This window comes from Staphylococcus sp. IVB6181 (genome assembly GCF_025561445.1).
In the GTDB taxonomy this organism is placed as follows: domain Bacteria; phylum Bacillota; class Bacilli; order Staphylococcales; family Staphylococcaceae; genus Staphylococcus; species Staphylococcus simulans_B.
In genome coordinates, this window is record NZ_CP095096.1 from 2,270,659 (window position 1) to 2,286,166 (window position 15,508).

A 15,508-nucleotide genomic window follows, 5' to 3' on the forward strand; every position below is an offset into this window, starting at 1 on the left:
TGAACTCAATTTCAGTAAGTCTTAAATTATTTGTCTAAATTGTAGAAAGAATGGATGCCGTCAAATTCAGCTGTTTCGTAAAGTTCGTCTTCAATACGTAACAATTGATTGTATTTAGCGATACGGTCAGTTCTTGATAATGAACCTGTTTTAATTTGACCAGCATTTGTAGCAACTGCGATGTCAGCAATTGTAGTATCTTCAGTTTCACCAGAACGGTGAGAGATAACTGCTGTGTAGTTTGCTTTTTGAGCCATTTGGATAGCGTCAAATGTTTCAGTTAAAGTACCGATTTGGTTAACTTTGATTAAGATTGAGTTACCGATACCTTTTTCGATACCTTCAGATAATTTTTTAGTGTTAGTAACGAATAAGTCGTCACCTACTAATTGAACTTTTTTACCTAAACGATCTGTAAGTTGTTTCCAACCATCCCAGTCGTCTTCGTCCATACCATCTTCGATAGTAATGATTGGGTATTTGTTAACTAATTCTTCTAAGTAGTCAACTTGTTCTGCTGAAGAACGTTTAGCGCCGCCTTCACCTTCGAATTTAGTGTAGTCGTAAACGCCGTCTGTGTAGAATTCAGAAGCAGCACAGTCAAATCCTAAGAATACGTCTTTACCTGGTTCAAGACCAGAAGTTTTGATTGCTTCTAAGATAGTGTCTACAGCATCTTCAGTACCGTGGAATTTAGGTGCGAAACCACCTTCATCACCTACTGCAGTTTCTAAGCCGCGACCTTTAAGAAGTTTAGCTAAGTTGTGGAAGATTTCAGCACCCCAGCGTAATGCTTCTTTGAATGAGTCAGCACCAACAGGTAAAATCATGAATTCTTGGAATGCAATCGGCGCATCTGAGTGAGAACCACCGTTAACGATGTTCATCATAGGAACTGGTAATTGTTTACCATTGAATCCGCCTAAATATTTGTAAAGCGGTTGACCTAAGAAGTCAGCTGCAGCACGTGCAACAGCGATAGAAACACCAAGAATAGCGTTGGCACCTAATTTACCTTTGTTTTCTGTTCCGTCTAATTGAATCATCATTTTGTCGATAGATACTTGATCTAATGTTGAAAATTCGCCTTCAATAATCTCTGGAGCAATGATTTCGTTTACGTTCTCAACTGCTTTAGTAACACCTTTACCACCGTAACGGTTTTTGTCACCGTCACGTAATTCTACGGCTTCGTATTCACCTGTAGATGCACCTGATGGTACTAACGCACGACCGAATGCACCGCTTTCAGTTAATACTTCTACTTCAACTGTTGGATTTCCGCGAGAATCTAAGACTTCGCGAGCATAAACATCTGTAATAATTGGCATGTTGATAATCTCCTTTTCATAATTGCTTTCATATATATTATAACTTGTCTTGCTTAAAAAATGAATTAATTATCCGATATTGATTGTGAACAATTAATGTTTAATTAATGACTCTCCAGTCATTTCTTCAGGTTGTTTAACACCTAATAAATCAAGTAATGTCGGTGCTAAGTCGCCTAATTTTCCAGTTTCGCGTAATTCAACGCCGTCTTTAGTTACGATAACAGGAACCGGGTTGGTTGTGTGTGTTGTCATTGGTTGATCATCGTCAGTTAAAACTTGGTCAGAGTTGCCGTGGTCAGCAGTGATAATTGCATTGCCGCCCATATCCAAGATTTTATCAACGACTTCACCTAAACATTCATCTACTGCTTCAATTGCTTTTACAGTAGGTTCTAACATACCGCTGTGTCCTACCATATCAGGGTTCGCAAAGTTCAAGATGATTAAATCTAAGTCGCCTTTATCTAATTCCCCTAATAATGCATCTTTAACTTCATATGCACTCATTTCTGGTTTTAAATCGTAAGTTGCAACTTTAGGCGAATCGATAAGGATACGACGTTCACCTTCGAACTCTTCGTTGCGTCCGCCGCTCATGAAGTAAGTAACATGAGGGTATTTTTCAGTTTCAGCAATTCTTAATTGTTTAAGATTGTTTGCTTCTGCAACTTCACCGATAGTTTGTTTTAAATCAACTTTTTCAAATACAACTTTACCGTCAACTTGGTCATTGTATTTTGTAAATGTCGCAAAGAATAAATCTTTAGGTTGGTTAACTTCAAAACCTTTGAAATCTTTGTTTGTGAAGATTTCTGAAAGTTGTCCAGCTCTGTCAGGACGGAAGTTGAAGAATACAACTGAATCCCCGTCTTGAACACTTTCATTTTGTTCTTTGATTGAGAATGGAATAATAAATTCGTCAGTTAAACCTACTTCATAACTTGCTTCGATACCTTCTTCTGCTGTCGCATATTCAGGTGTATGGATGTCACGAATTGCATTGTACGCTTTTTGTTCGCGTTCCCAACGTTTATCACGGTCCATTGCATAATAACGACCTGAGATAGATGCGAATTGGCCAATGCCGATTTCTTTGAATTTTTCTTCAGTTTCTTTGACATATTTGAATGCAGATTTTTGATCCACGTCACGGCCGTCTAAGAAACCATGTACATAGACTTTATCAAGTCCTTGTTTTTTAGCTAATTCTAAGATTGCAAATAAGTGTGTATAGTGACTGTGTACACCGCCGTCTGAAAGCAATCCGAATACGTGCAATGCTGAATTGTTCGCTTTAACATGTTCAATTGCTTCGTTAAGCACTTCATTTTCAAAGAAGTCGCCGTCTTCAATTGATTTGTTAATGCGTGTTAAACTTTGGTAAACAATACGTCCAGCACCGATATTCATGTGACCTACTTCTGAGTTGCCCATTTGACCAGCAGGAAGACCTACTTCTAAGCCGCTGGCTTCAATTTGAGTTGTAGGATATTTTTCATAATAACGGTCGAAGTTTGGTTTATACGCTTGTTTGACTGCGTTACCATGTACATCTTCTCTATTTGCAAAACCATCTAAGATGATTAATGCTGTTGGTTGTTTCGCCATATTATTTAGCACCTTCTAATAATTTTACATAGTCTTCAACTTTTAATGAAGCACCGCCGACTAAAGCGCCGTCGATATCTGATTCAGCCATATATTCTGCAATGTTGTTAGGTTTAACACTGCCGCCGTATTGGATGCGAACTGCATCTGCTACGTCTTGGCTTGCAAGTTCTGCTACAGTTTTGCGGATGAATGCACTCATTTCGTTTGCATCTTTCGCTGTAGATGATTTACCAGTACCGATTGCCCAGATTGGTTCATAAGCAATCACTACTTGTTTCAATTGATCATCTGATAAACCTTCAACTGCTTTTTTAACTTGTTCTGCAACAACTGATTCAGCTTTGCCGCCTTCACGTTGTTCAAGTGTTTCACCTACGCAAATGATAGGTGTCATACCATGGTTGAATACTGCGTGTGCTTTTTTATTTACATCTTCGTCAGTTTCAAAGAATAATTCACGGCGTTCTGAGTGACCGATGATCACATATTTAATACCTAAATCAGCCAATGCTACTGGAGAAGTTTCTCCTGTGAAAGCACCGCTATCTTCGAAATAAGTGTTTTCTGCGCCGATTTTCAAACCTTCAGCTTTGCCGTCTTTAACAGCTGTAGTTAAGGCATCTAATTGAATTGTAGGTGCACAAATCACTGCTTCAACTTTGCTTGTATCAGGCAACTGAGGTAAAGCATTTACGAAATCTTTAGCCTCTTGCACTGTTTTATTCATTTTCCAGTTACCTGCAATAATTGGTTTTCTCATTATAAAACGCTCCTTGAAATTATATTAATATGTTACAGCTTATTTATCGCTAATTGATGCAATACCTGGTAATTCTTTACCCTCAAGATATTCTAATGATGCACCGCCGCCAGTAGAAATATGCGTGAAGTCTTTTTCGAATCCAAGCATCATTGCTGCAGCTGCTGAGTCGCCGCCGCCGATAATAGTTGTAGCGTCTTTTAATTCTGCAATTGCTTCACATACGCCGATTGTACCTTGCGCGTAGTTTTCAAATTCGAATACACCCATAGGTCCGTTCCATACTACAGTATGCGCACCTTCTAATTCTTTTTTGAATAACTCAACAGTTTTAGGTCCGATATCTAAAGCTTCTTGATCTTCAGGAATTTCATCGATACCTACAACAGTGTATGGAGAATCGTTAGAGAATTCTTTTGTTACTTTACCGTCAACTGGTAATACAATTTTTCCTCCGGCACGTTCTAATAAGTCTTTAGCGAAGTCGACTTTGTCTGCTTCTAATAAAGATTTACCGATTTCGTAACCTTGTGCTTTAAGGAATGTGTAAGCCATTCCGCCGCCGATTAAGACTTTATCAGCAACATTCAATAAATTTTCAATTACACCGATTTTATCAGAAACTTTAGCTCCGCCTAAGATAGCAACAACTGGTTTGTCAGGGTTGTTGACAACACCGCCGATAAATTTGATTTCTTTTTCCATCAAATCTCCAGCAGCACTTTCTAAGTTAGAAGCAATACCTACGTTTGAAGCGTGAGAACGGTGAGCAGTACCAAATGCGTCATTTACGAATACATCGCCTAATGAAGCCCAGTATTTGCCTAATTCAGGATCGTTTTTAGATTCTTTTTTACCGTCTAAATCTTCGAAACGTGTATTTTCAACTAAAAGCACATCGCCTTCATTTAATGCAGCGATTGCGTCTTCTAATTCTTTACCGCGTGTTTGCGGAACAAATTTAACATCTTTGCCTAATTTTTCGCTTAAACGAACTGCTACAGGTTTAAGTGTTAATTTTTCTTTATCGCTTTCTTCTTTAACTTTGCCTAAGTGAGAGAATAAAACTAATTTTCCGCCTTGTTCAAGAATATACTCAATAGTTGGTAATGCTTGAACGATACGGTTATCGTTTGTAATTTCTCCATCTTTTAAAGGTACGTTAAAATCTGCACGTTCTAAAACGACTTTACCTTTTAAATCTAAATCAGATACATGTTTTTTTGCCATCAAAACTTCCTCCTTTGGATAAAAGCACGAATATATAAAATGTCTGTAATTTGAGGTTAGCATATGGGCACAAATATTGCAGATATATTAACAGAATCCAATGAAAAATTTCATCTTTCTGAAAATATTAACTCTAATAACCATGTACTTAATGAAAATAAGCGGAGAAGCGTATGTGCCTCCCCGCTTACTCATAAGCTGGTCATTGAATTTCAACAACACATTACCGCTTGTTAAATTCAGACCTTATTTCATATCAGTGTTGATCAATTATTTTACGTCTTTGATAAGGTATTCTAAAGTACGTACTAATTGTGCAGTGTAAGACATTTCGTTATCGTACCAAGCTGCAACTTTAACTAATTGACGACCAGATACAGTCATTACACGAGTTTGAGTTGCGTCGAATAATGAACCGAATGTCATACCAACTACGTCAGAAGATACGATTTCGTCTTCAGTGTAACCGAATGATTCGTTTGAAGCTGCTTTCATAGCTGCGTTGATGTCTTCTACTGTAGCGTCTTTGTCTAATACAACAGTTAATTCAGTTAATGAACCAGTTGCTACAGGAACACGTTGAGCGCCACCGTCTAATTTTCCGTCGATTTCAGGAATTACTTTACCGATTGCTTTAGCAGCACCAGTTGAGTTTGGAACGATGTTTTGAGCTGCTGCACGTGCACGACGTTTGTCGCCTTTTCTGTGTGGACCGTCTTGAGTATTTTGGTCACCAGTGTAAGCGTGGATAGTAGTCATGAAACCTTCTACTAAACCGAAGCTGTCATTTAAAACTTTTGCTACTGGAGCAAGTGAGTTTGTAGTACATGAAGCACCTGAAACGATTGTGTCATTGCTGTCTAAAGTTTGGTTGTTTACGTTGTAAACGATTGTTTTAAGATCACCAGTTGCTGGTGCAGAGATTAATACTTTTTTAGCACCTGCATCGATGTGAGCTTGTGCTTTTTCTTTGCTAGTATAGAATCCAGTACATTCTAATACTACGTCGATTCCTAAATCTTTCCAAGGTAATTTGCTTGCATCTGGTTGTTCGAATGATTTAACTTCTTTACCATTCACGCGGAATCCGCCATCTACAACTTCAACTTCTTCAGTGAAACGTCCTTGCATAGTATCATATTTTAATAAGTGTGCTAACATTTCATCGTCTGTTAAGTCGTTTACTGCTACTACGTCGATACCTTCAACATCTTGAATTCTTCTGAATGCTAAACGACCGATTCTACCAAAACCATTAATTGCTACTTTTACTGCCATTATTATGGCCTCCTTTAAAAGATATTGTTAAAAAGTGAAGTCACTTTTTTAAACTAAATTCATTGTGATTGAACAATATTTCTTGCTGCACCTTCATCTGTAATTAAGATGGTGTTTTTAGGAGCGATAGAAAGATATGCTCTGATTGCATCTCCTTTTGAAGCACCGCCCGCTACAGCAAAAATATATTCTTTTGATACTAAATCTTCCATTTGAAGTCCTATCGTTTTCACTTTGTGAACGATATTGCCTTCATTATCGAAATAATATCCAAACGCTTCTCCTGCTGCATTGTGATGATGAAGCTTTTCAATCACACTTTTTGACGAATGGCGTCTGTTTGCCATTTTCAGCGCATCACCAATGCCGTGAACCGTTATATTGGATTGTTTGATTAAATCTAATGTGTTTCTAACAGATGGCTCTTGCAGCAACATCTCGTATGTGGATTCGCTGACATTGTCAGGAACATAGAGTGTTGTATAATCGCCGCCTGTTTGTTGTGCCATACTTGCTGCGATAGTATTGGCCTGATAAACTACGTTTTCTCCTAGTCCCCCTCTTGCTGGGACATAGAAAGTTTTAAACGGCAGTATATGCATTGATTCGCTCACAGCAGCCATTGTAGAGCCGCCGGTGATAGATACGATAGCATCATTATAAAATGTACGTTCTAACAATTGTCCTGCTTGACTGCCCATTTCTTTCTTTACAGCACTATCCATATCTGTATCACCCGGTACAACAAAAACGTTCTTGATTTGATAACGTTCTTTTACCAACTGTGCCAAATGATACCCATCAGAATACATATCGAAATAAGATTCCAACTCTTCAATCAAAGCTTCGCCTTCAGCAGTCAATTCCATGCCTGTCGGTTTTACTTTGATGAGCTCTTGCTTTTTCAAAGTGTTTGTTTCTGATCTCAATACACGCTCAGTCAAATTCATAAATTCGCTTAAGCTTCTTCTTCCGACTGGCTGGTGCATTTTGATAGTAGTGAGTATAGTAAATCTTCGGTACATTTTTTCGACAAGCTCAGGAATCAATTTCTGTTGGACTTTAAGCAAGTCTTCCACTACTATTTCCTCCTCTTTTTCTTTAAGGGTCAGCATGCAACCACACTTTGACGTTTTTAGTCCCAGGTGGGACAAAAAATAACATCTCTTACAATTGTCATAATACTATCATCTGATATAAAAAGCAAGCTTTAAGATTAACTAAGGTGAGTTGTTCAATATATTGTTGCAAACAACACTACTACCTTATCTACATTATACCCTTTTCTTCAAAGAAAAATCATCTGAAAACCTCATTTCTTTTAAATATATTTTCTGAAGCTTCTCTATTATAATGAGGTTAACAAAGGAGGGTATCTGATTGACTCATAATAATGATGATAAACCAGAAGTTATTGATCCTGATGATCCAAGATACAAAGATGATTCCTATTTTAACCGCAGTCCAGAAGAACAACAGCGTTCACGCTTTGAAAACGACAGAAAGATAAAATACTATTCCTTCGGCTGCACGCCATTTGGATGCGGATGCCTTCCAGCAGTCGCTGTCATCGCATTAATCATCACTTGGCTCATCAGCCTGATGTCTTAAATCAACTTATTTTAAATATTAAGGCAATCAAGTCACAGCTTGGTTGCTTTTTTTCTGATATATATCACATACCCGCTTCATGCCTTTCATTAATCATTACAAATATTTTCAGCCATAAAAAAGACAGGAAACATCAGCTTCCTGCCTTATCATTAACTATTTAAAATTGTATTAATCATCATCTGAGCTGCTTTGGCTTGATTGATTTGAACTTGATGATTGATTAGATTGAGAATTTTGCTGCGGTGCAGATGGTTTAGGCTGTGAGCTTTGAGATTCGTTTACTGGTTTTGACTGCTGTTCTTGCCCTGGCCTGGGTTGTTGAGAAGATTGGCTGCTGCGTTGGCTTTGTTCTTGTTTTGCTTGTTCTTGTGCACGTTCTCTCTGTTGTGCAGCTTCTTCTCTTTGTTTTTGAGCTTGTTCTTGTGCTTGCTTTTGTGCTTGTTTTTGTGCCTCTTCTTGTCGTTTTTGTTGTGCTTCTTGCTGTGCTTTTTGTTTTTCTGCTGCTTCTTTGCTAGCTTGTTCTCTTTGTTTTTGTGCTGCTTCTTGAGCTTTTTTCTGTTTGTCGTCTTGTTGTTTTTCAGCTTGTTTTTGTGCCGCAGCGTTTTGACGCGCTTGTTCTTGTTGGCGCTGTTGCTCGCGTTGTGCATTGATTTCATTTTGACGCTGCTGTTCTGCAGCTTGCTGATTCGCAATTTCTTGTTGTCTTTGTTCTTCTAATTCTTGTTCGCGCTTTTGCTTTTCTTCTTTCTTTTTCTTCTCAGCATGTTCTTTTTTCTCTTGTTTCTCTTTCTTTTGCTGCTGACTATAGCGTTCGCTGCTTTTTTTGTTATTATCTACAAAAGCAAATGTAGCAAACGCTAAACCAAACAATAATATTATGACGATGATAGAACTCACTATCTTTGCGAGTCTACTCATTTTATTGTTAGACATGCGCTCTCCTCTTTTCAGTCTCATTTCTTTTTCTCATATAAGTACAAGTGTGTTTTCTCACGATAATATCTATTACCCGTTTCTTGATAACTTCACTAATATTTCTTCGCTGTATTCATTTATTTATCATAACATTTTCACACAAGGGATACATCATTTTAGTTGGCAAACAATTGATTTTTTATATATTGAGAATATCTACAAGTTGAAGGAATGAAACATTAAAATCCAATACAAGTGATTAATAACAGTAAGATTGTTATAATAACATCATCAATCAATGGAAGAAGACAAAAATAATGAACCTATACGCTGCTCGCATAGGCCCAAAACTAAAGGGAGTCAAAATTTCACCTTCGCATGTATATTATGGGGTATACTATTTTTAATTAAGAGATGTTTAATTAATTCCGAAGGTACTTCTATTATAACTTTTCTAAAAGTGATTTAAACGAGATTATTTAGATTATCTTGACATATTAATGACTAAATATTGAATAATCATTGAATGTTTAGAATTTCTACAATCTGAACATCCATTGTTATAATTGATGATGATTACTATTAATGAGGTGAAAGGTAATGAAGCAGTTTCTAATTACAGGCGGTACAGGTTTGGTAGGCAGTCATTTAGTTGATGCCATTCATAACACAGACTCCCACATTACGATTTTGACACGTCAAGATCGTCAGAACTTAGATGAGAAAATCACCTATATTAACTGGAACAAAGAAGGCTGGGAAGATAAAGTCCCTGATCATATTGATATCGTTATCAATTTAGCAGGTGCGACTTTAAACAAAAGATGGACAGACGAATATAAACAAACCTTAATGTTAAGCCGTATCCAAGCAACACAAGCACTATATGAACTGTTTGAGCATAAAGGGAAATTCCCGGAAATTTTATTTAATGCCAGTGCAGTCGGTTATTACAGACCTGATGTTCACCGCACTTATACTGAATTATCACAGTGTGATCCGCATGATTTCCTATCAGATATTACCTATCAATGGGAACGATTTGCACGTAAATTCGAACAGCATCAAACACGTGTTATTATCGGCCGTTTCGGAATGGTGCTGTCAGATGAAGGCGGCGCGCTTCCGATGATGGAATTGCCTTATCGTTTTTATGCAGGCGGTAAACTCGGCACTGGTTTCCAATGGTATTCATGGATCCACATCACAGATTTAACACGTGCCATTTTATTCTTAATCAATAAAGACGAAGCTTCTGGTGTATTTAATATGACAACACCTGTCGCAGAACGTCAAAACTTATTCGGCTATACCCTTGCACGTGCAATGCATAAACCGCACGAAACATGGGTACCGAGTGCATTATTACGTCTAGTATTAGGCCAAAGAGCAACTATTATATTAGACACACAAAAAGCGATTCCTAACCGCTTAGACGCATATGGTTTCCAATTCGCCTACCCTAACTTGAAATCAGCTTTAGATAGTTTAGTTCATGAGTAAAAAGAGATATAATAGATTTGAATTGTGAGCGTTTATTTAACAAGCAGCACTCACTTAAACAAACTAAAAGCAAGATTGTTTTTGAATGAAGGTGGATCAATGGATAAAAGTAGTATGGTAACACGAATATTACTTATGATTGCTGCGATACTGTTAATCTGTATCGGCAGCTTCTCAATGACACGCGCCATCCCTTCTCTGTATATTGCATGTTTCTATCTGGTTAGCGGCATCATTATATTAGGATGGGCAGTCTACAATTTCGTTATGTATCAAAAGCAAAATAAGAAAGACACAAAAAAAGTTCCGGAGCAATAATGCCGGAACTTTCTTTATGCTTGAATATCTTATTTTTCAGGTTGCATAACTTCGTCGATTAAGCCGTATTCTTTCGCTTCATCTGCTGTTAAGAAGTTATCGCGATCAGTATCTTTTTCGATTTGTTCGATAGATTGACCTGTACGTTCAGATAAGATTTTGTTTAATTTAGCACGTGTTTTTAAGATGTGTGTCGCAGCAATTTCGATTTCTGTTGCTTGACCTTGTGCACCGCCAAGTGGTTGGTGAATCATTACTTCAGCGTTCGGTAAAGCAAAGCGTTTGCCTTTCGCACCTGCAGCAAGCAAGAATGAACCCATTGATGCTGCCATACCGATGCAGATTGTTTGTACATCAGGTTTAATGTGTTGAATTGTATCATAAATAGCGAAACCAGCTGTTACACTGCCGCCTGGTGAATTGATATAAAGATAAATATCTTTTTCAGCATCTTGTGCTTGTAAGAATAACAATTGTGATACGATTGAGTTTGCTACGTTATCATCAATTGCTGAACCTAACATAATAATACGGTCTTTCAACAATCTTGAGTAAATGTCATAAGCACGTTCGCCGCGATTTGTTGTTTCAATTACTGTAGGAATTAAATTCATTCTATTTCCTCCTTGTACTTTTAATGAATTATCTTTATTTTAACCCAAAAGTCAAAAATGGTCAAAAATAAAACTCATACTTCTCAAATTGACTATATTGACCACTCTAACCGATAAAGGTACACTATTAATTGCATGCTAATATTTACCCCTCGTAGTGTAATGGATAACACGTAAGATTCCGGTTCTTGAAATAGGGGTTCGATTCCCTTCGAGGGGGTAATTTTAAGCCTTTAAACACTTTGTTTAAGGGCTTTTCTTTTGTCTGTTGGAAAATACAGCGTTAAATCCCAAGCTGATGCACCTATTTCTTCTTGATTCGCCCATTTATTTTGATTTCTCTATTAACTGGCTCTAATGTCTTTTAAATTTTCAAAAAAATTCTCTTTTCTAATATTTGGAAATATGTTAAAGTTTATATGTTTGATAGAAATTTATCTACATAAATTGTCAGAAATTTTTGTAAATAGAGAAAGATTTGCAACACCAGGAGGTTAATATGAAAAAAGTAATACTAGTATCAGGTTTAATGCTCTTCTCATTATTCTTTGGGGCAGGCAACTTGATCTTCCCGCCTATGCTCGGTTATACCGCGCAAAGCAATATGTGGACTGGCATGACAGGCTTTGCGATAACAGGTATTTTAATGCCTTTTATCACAGTGATTGTCATTGCCTATTATGATGGAGGCGTTGAATTTATCGGGAACCGTGTCCATCCAAAATTTGGGTTTATATTTGCTGTATGTATATATTTATCAATCGGAGCACTTTACGGTATTCCACGTGCCGCAAACGTAGCTTACGAAATCGGGGCGAAATCTATTATCCCTATCCATAATACATGGACACTAGTTGGATTCTCATTGGTTTTCTTTATCGTTGTAGGACTTATCGCCTTATATCCAACTAAAATGGTCGATAATTTAGGTAAAATTTTAACACCCGCACTATTAATCATTATCGGGGCATTATGTATCGGAGCAATTGTTAATCCAGAAGGTCCTGTAGGACAACCGCACGGGAAATATGAAAAAGCACCATTCGTTTCTGGTATTTTAGAAGGTTATTACACAATGGACTTAGTTGCCGCATTGGCATTCTCAGTTGTTATTGTACAAAGTTTTAAACTTGCAGGCTTAACTGACAGCAAGAAGATTGTGAAGAACGTGATACTTTCAGGCTTAATATCAGCTGTATTGTTAACAGTAATCTACTTCTCATTGGCTTACTTAGGAATTACAACGAGCAAGCCAGGCTTTGAAAACGGCGCAAGCATCTTAACATACAATTCAGTCCGCTTGTTCGGTGCGTTCGGAAACATCTTATTCGGTATGATTGTCATCTTAGCTTGTTTAACAACATGTATTGGTTTAGTGAACGCAAGTGCCGCTTTCGGTATGAAGAAGTTCCCTAAAATTCCGTATAAAACATATGTCGTTTCATTTGCGTTAGTCGGTTTCTTAATATCTATTCTAGGACTAGATATGATATTACAAATCGCAGTACCTTTACTGACATTTATTTATCCGATTTCAATTGTGTTAGTGTTGATTTCGCTCTTCGCAATTGCTATTCCGACACACTTGAAAGTCGCTTATATCTTACCAACCATTTCAACATTGGTCATTTCAGTACTTGAAATTTTCAATACCTTTAAACTTATCAAACCTTTAAATGCGGTTTACCAAAAATTACCTTTATCTGATTTAGGTCTTGCTTGGTTATTCCCATTTATCGCTTTAACACTGATTGGTATGATCATCGACTTTATACGTAATAAGAAACAGACACAATCGAGCACAACCGCATCATAATAATTTAATGCCTTTCCTTTTCATTAAGGAAAGGTCTTTTTTATGCTTTGGCCCCTTGCTATTGTCACAATATTTCAATATCAACCCTTTCTATTTAATTCTCGATTAAATGTGTTAAAATTAACAATGCAATTTAAAGGTGAAAACAAAGGTTGTCTGAAATCAGACCTTTTTTCACTGTTTTAAACATTTAGATTCATTGATTTACAAATTTCTTATGGCATGATGATGTCATTTTTTATTTGTCTGTTTATATATTCTCTATCAACTATTTAATCTATTCAAAGAAAGGGAGGTTTATCTTGAAACAACAATCATTTAATTACAACTTGATTACCACAGTCTTCTTTATCTCAGGTATTGCTGTGATGTGCAGTTTGTATTCTGCGATTCCGCTCATGCCGATTATGGGCGAAGAATTGCATCTGACTGAAAGTGCAACTACTTTAATCGGCGTTGTCTTTTCAGTTTCCTATTCTGTCAGTTGTATGTTTTACGGTATTATCGCAGATAAATTCGGAAAGAAAAAAGTCATACTCGTCGGCTTAGCCTTGCTGACATTGACCACATTAGCGATTGGCTTTATCCACAGCTTCGCTTTATTATTGATTGTACGTGTTATTCAAGGTATTGCGGCCGCTAGTTTCTCTCCGGTCTCATTAACATATGTGACAGAAGTATTCCCGATTACTAAGCGTGTTACAGCAATCAGCTTTATCAGTACAAGTTTTATGCTTTCAGGAGTTTTAGGACAAAACTTGAGTGATATTATCGCTGCGCATACAAGTTGGCGTGTGGTTTACTTTATTCTGACAATCGTTTATCTCTTGCTTATCTTATGGATTTATAAATCCATTCCTAAAAGCCCTTATCACATGCCTGATACGAAGTTTTCGGTATTCTTTAAAAATATGCGCCATATCTTTGACTATAAAGGCATTGTATTATGCTTCTTCGTATCACTGACAATCTTAACTTCATTTGTTTCTATGTATACACTCTTAAATGAATATCTGACTTCAAATCCGATTAATGCAGACTTAACAACAATCTCTACTGTTAAACTGTTTGGACTTATCGGTATGCTGCTGGCATTATTTGCCGGACGTCTCAGTGACCATTTAGGTGTTAAACGCATTATCTTAATCGCTTTGCTCACAGCAGGCATCTCTATGATATTCATGGGGCTGACACACAATATCTTGATTATCACTATCTTCAGTGTCATCTTTGTTGCAGGTATCGCATTTGTCATCCCTTCTGTGATTTCGCAAATCGGCTTGCTTACAGTGAAAGATAAAGGTTTCTATTTATCTATCAATACCTTCATGTTATTTATCGGTACAGCGATTGCGCCGGTACTTTCTATGCAGCTGATGAGTCACTTGCATTCATTTAAAATGATGTTTATCTTATTATCGCTGGTTAACTTTATCGGCTTCTTCATTGCCCTTTGGATTCCGAAGAAAAGTGTAACAGAATAGAGATAAAACCCATAAAACACTAAAAGAAGACTGCACTTTCCTGATTGTTTTCAAGGAAGTGCAGTCTTCTTTTTATGGTTTACATTTCAATATGTTCGCCGCTTCTGATTTTATCTGCTAATTCATTTAATTTACGCAAACGATGATTCACACCTGATTTTGAAATAGTACCTGTCGACACCATTTCACCTAACTCTTTTAAAGATACATCTTGATTCTCTACACGCAGCTTCGCAATTTCTCTTAAGCGATCAGGCAGATTCTCAATACCAATTTCTTGATCAATCAATTGAATACTTTCCACTTGTTTCATTGCGGCACTGACCGTTTTGTTCAGGTTAGCTGTTTCGCAATTCACTAAACGGTTCACTGAATTACGCATATCTCTGACAATACGCACATCCTCAAACTTCAGCATCGCTTGATAACCGCCGATTAAACTTAGGAAATCAGAAATCTTTTCCGCTTCCTTCAAATAAACGATATTGCCTTTTTTACGTTCAAGATGCTTTGCATTCAATTCATACTCATTCATCAACGCTGTTAAGCCTTCTGAATGACTCTCATACAGCGAAAATATCTCTAAATGATAAGATGACGTTTCCGGATTATTAACAGAGCCGCCTGCTAAAAAAGCACCTCTTAAATAACTGCGTTTCATTTCATCATCACGTATCATGTCCAAATCTATCGCATGCGTAAATACGCCATCTTTTAAAATACCTAATTCATGCAGAATTTCGCGAGATTTCACTTTCGTTCTGCAAATATAGATATTATTTTTCTTCAATTTCATTTTCTTTCTAACAAGAATCTCTACTTCAATATTAAATACTTTCTTAATCAAAGAGTAGATACGTCTGGCTGTTGTCGCATTTTCAGTTTGCACATTGATGACAAATTGCTGGTTCGACAAACTGAGCGCACCATTCATCCGTATCAATGCACTTAATTCAGCGCGCGCATTTTTATCATCGACATCTATTCTTGTCAATTCATTTTTCATGTCTGATGCAAAGCTCATGCCGTGC

At 37.1% G+C, this 15,508-nt stretch carries 14 protein-coding genes and 1 tRNA gene; 6 read left to right on the top strand and 9 right to left on the bottom strand.

Annotation, left to right across the window (positions count from 1 at the left end):
- Window positions 1-26: 26 nt before the first annotated feature.
- The 6 genes from eno to MUA90_RS11160 all read right to left on the bottom strand — a co-directional run bounded on the left by eno (window position 27) and on the right by MUA90_RS11160 (window position 7,292).
- Window positions 27-1,331: a surface-displayed alpha-enolase gene (eno, locus tag MUA90_RS11135; protein WP_262586936.1), complete on the bottom strand. Its 1,305-nt coding sequence runs from the start codon at window positions 1,329-1,331 to the stop codon at window positions 27-29.
- A 93-nt stretch (window positions 1,332-1,424) separates the two neighbouring features.
- Window positions 1,425-2,942 carry a 2,3-bisphosphoglycerate-independent phosphoglycerate mutase gene (gene gpmI / locus MUA90_RS11140; protein WP_262586938.1) on the bottom strand — a complete coding sequence of 506 codons (1,518 nt, stop codon included), beginning with the start codon at window positions 2,940-2,942 and terminating at the stop codon, window positions 1,425-1,427.
- A 1-nt stretch (window position 2,943) separates the two neighbouring features.
- Window positions 2,944-3,705, bottom strand: a complete 762-nt coding sequence (gene tpiA / locus MUA90_RS11145) for a triose-phosphate isomerase (RefSeq protein ID WP_262586939.1) — start codon at window positions 3,703-3,705, stop codon at window positions 2,944-2,946.
- A gap of 39 nt (window positions 3,706-3,744) precedes the next feature.
- Window positions 3,745-4,935, bottom strand: a complete 1,191-nt coding sequence (locus MUA90_RS11150; protein ID WP_105993585.1) for a phosphoglycerate kinase — start codon at window positions 4,933-4,935, stop codon at window positions 3,745-3,747.
- A gap of 270 nt (window positions 4,936-5,205) precedes the next feature.
- Window positions 5,206-6,213 (bottom strand): type I glyceraldehyde-3-phosphate dehydrogenase, encoded by a 1,008-nt coding sequence (gene gap / locus MUA90_RS11155; RefSeq protein ID WP_105993584.1) that lies wholly within the window; start codon window positions 6,211-6,213, stop codon window positions 5,206-5,208.
- A 59-nt stretch (window positions 6,214-6,272) separates the two neighbouring features.
- Window positions 6,273-7,292 (bottom strand): sugar-binding transcriptional regulator, encoded by a 1,020-nt coding sequence (locus tag MUA90_RS11160; protein WP_114603800.1) that lies wholly within the window; start codon window positions 7,290-7,292, stop codon window positions 6,273-6,275.
- A 301-nt stretch (window positions 7,293-7,593) separates the two neighbouring features.
- Between MUA90_RS11160 and MUA90_RS11165 the strand changes: the two genes are divergently transcribed.
- Entirely contained in the window at window positions 7,594-7,824 is a 231-nt protein-coding gene (locus tag MUA90_RS11165; RefSeq protein WP_114603801.1) for a hypothetical protein, read from the top strand.
- A 171-nt stretch (window positions 7,825-7,995) separates the two neighbouring features.
- Here MUA90_RS11165 and MUA90_RS11170 read toward each other — a convergent pair whose 3' ends face one another.
- Window positions 7,996-8,760, bottom strand: coding sequence for a hypothetical protein (locus tag MUA90_RS11170; RefSeq protein ID WP_262586944.1), 765 nt, complete (start codon window positions 8,758-8,760; stop codon window positions 7,996-7,998).
- A gap of 582 nt (window positions 8,761-9,342) precedes the next feature.
- Here MUA90_RS11170 and MUA90_RS11175 point away from each other — a divergent pair.
- Both MUA90_RS11175 and MUA90_RS11180 read left to right on the top strand, forming a co-directional pair.
- Window positions 9,343-10,245 (top strand): TIGR01777 family oxidoreductase, encoded by a 903-nt coding sequence (locus tag MUA90_RS11175; RefSeq protein ID WP_114603803.1) that lies wholly within the window; start codon window positions 9,343-9,345, stop codon window positions 10,243-10,245.
- Between the two features lie 99 nt (window positions 10,246-10,344).
- The gene (locus tag MUA90_RS11180) at window positions 10,345-10,563 is read left to right on the top strand and encodes a hypothetical protein (protein ID WP_262586946.1); all 219 of its coding nucleotides are present in this window, start codon (window positions 10,345-10,347) and stop codon (window positions 10,561-10,563) included.
- 29 nt (window positions 10,564-10,592) lie between these two features.
- On the opposite strand, the gene clpP is transcribed toward MUA90_RS11180, so the two are convergent.
- The gene (gene clpP, locus MUA90_RS11185) at window positions 10,593-11,177 is read right to left on the bottom strand and encodes an ATP-dependent Clp endopeptidase proteolytic subunit ClpP (protein WP_002481561.1); all 585 of its coding nucleotides are present in this window, start codon (window positions 11,175-11,177) and stop codon (window positions 10,593-10,595) included.
- A 148-nt stretch (window positions 11,178-11,325) separates the two neighbouring features.
- Here clpP and MUA90_RS11190 point away from each other — a divergent pair.
- The 3 genes from MUA90_RS11190 (at window position 11,326) to MUA90_RS11200 (ending at window position 14,477) form a co-directional block, all read left to right on the top strand.
- Window positions 11,326-11,397, top strand: a tRNA-Arg gene (locus tag MUA90_RS11190).
- Window positions 11,398-11,676: 279 nt separating this feature from the next.
- Window positions 11,677-12,993 (top strand): branched-chain amino acid transport system II carrier protein, encoded by a 1,317-nt coding sequence (brnQ, locus tag MUA90_RS11195; RefSeq protein WP_262586948.1) that lies wholly within the window; start codon window positions 11,677-11,679, stop codon window positions 12,991-12,993.
- 302 nt (window positions 12,994-13,295) lie between these two features.
- Window positions 13,296-14,477, top strand: coding sequence for an MFS transporter (locus MUA90_RS11200; protein WP_262586950.1), 1,182 nt, complete (start codon window positions 13,296-13,298; stop codon window positions 14,475-14,477).
- 79 nt (window positions 14,478-14,556) lie between these two features.
- Here the strand turns inward: MUA90_RS11200 and whiA are convergent, their stop codons facing one another.
- Complete coding sequence (gene whiA / locus MUA90_RS11205) at window positions 14,557-15,501, bottom strand: DNA-binding protein WhiA (RefSeq protein WP_105993577.1); 945 nt, start codon at window positions 15,499-15,501, stop codon at window positions 14,557-14,559.
- Between the last annotated feature and the right edge of the window lie 7 nt (window positions 15,502-15,508).